The organism is Kitasatospora sp. SC0581 (assembly GCF_048159585.1).
Classification (GTDB): domain Bacteria; phylum Actinomycetota; class Actinomycetes; order Streptomycetales; family Streptomycetaceae; genus Kitasatospora.
In genome coordinates this window covers 1-313 of record NZ_JBLRWA010000329.1, presented here as the reverse complement: position 1 = coordinate 313, position 313 = coordinate 1, and the positions used below count along the sequence as shown (strand labels likewise).

1 protein-coding gene is annotated in these 313 nt (G+C 30.4%); it reads left to right on the top strand.

Annotated features, from left to right (window positions below):
* Nucleotides 1-257, top strand: a 257-nt coding sequence (locus ACLWS4_RS38330) for a GDP-mannose 4,6-dehydratase (RefSeq protein ID WP_416876615.1), incomplete at its 5' end; no start/stop codon positions are given.
* Nucleotides 258-313 lie beyond the last annotated feature (56 nt).

The window sequence follows — 313 nt, the reverse complement described above, 5'->3', positions numbered from 1 at the left end:
TTGAAATTGAATGGAATGGAAATGGAATAGAAGAAAAAGGAATTAACAAGGCCACAGGTGAAGTCATAGTTGAAGTAGATCCTAAGTTTTTTAGGCCTGCTGAGGTTGAACAATTACTGGGGGATCCAAAAAAGGCAAGGACATTATTGAGTTGGAATCCTGTTAAAACACCATTCGAAAAACTAGTAAAAGTCATGGTAGAAAACGATATGAAAAAGGTAAAAAATGAAGAAAAGATTAGTATTATGTTTGATTGATTTTTCTATTTAAAAATAAATTTGTTAGAATGGAAAAAAGCAATAAAAATAGCTTT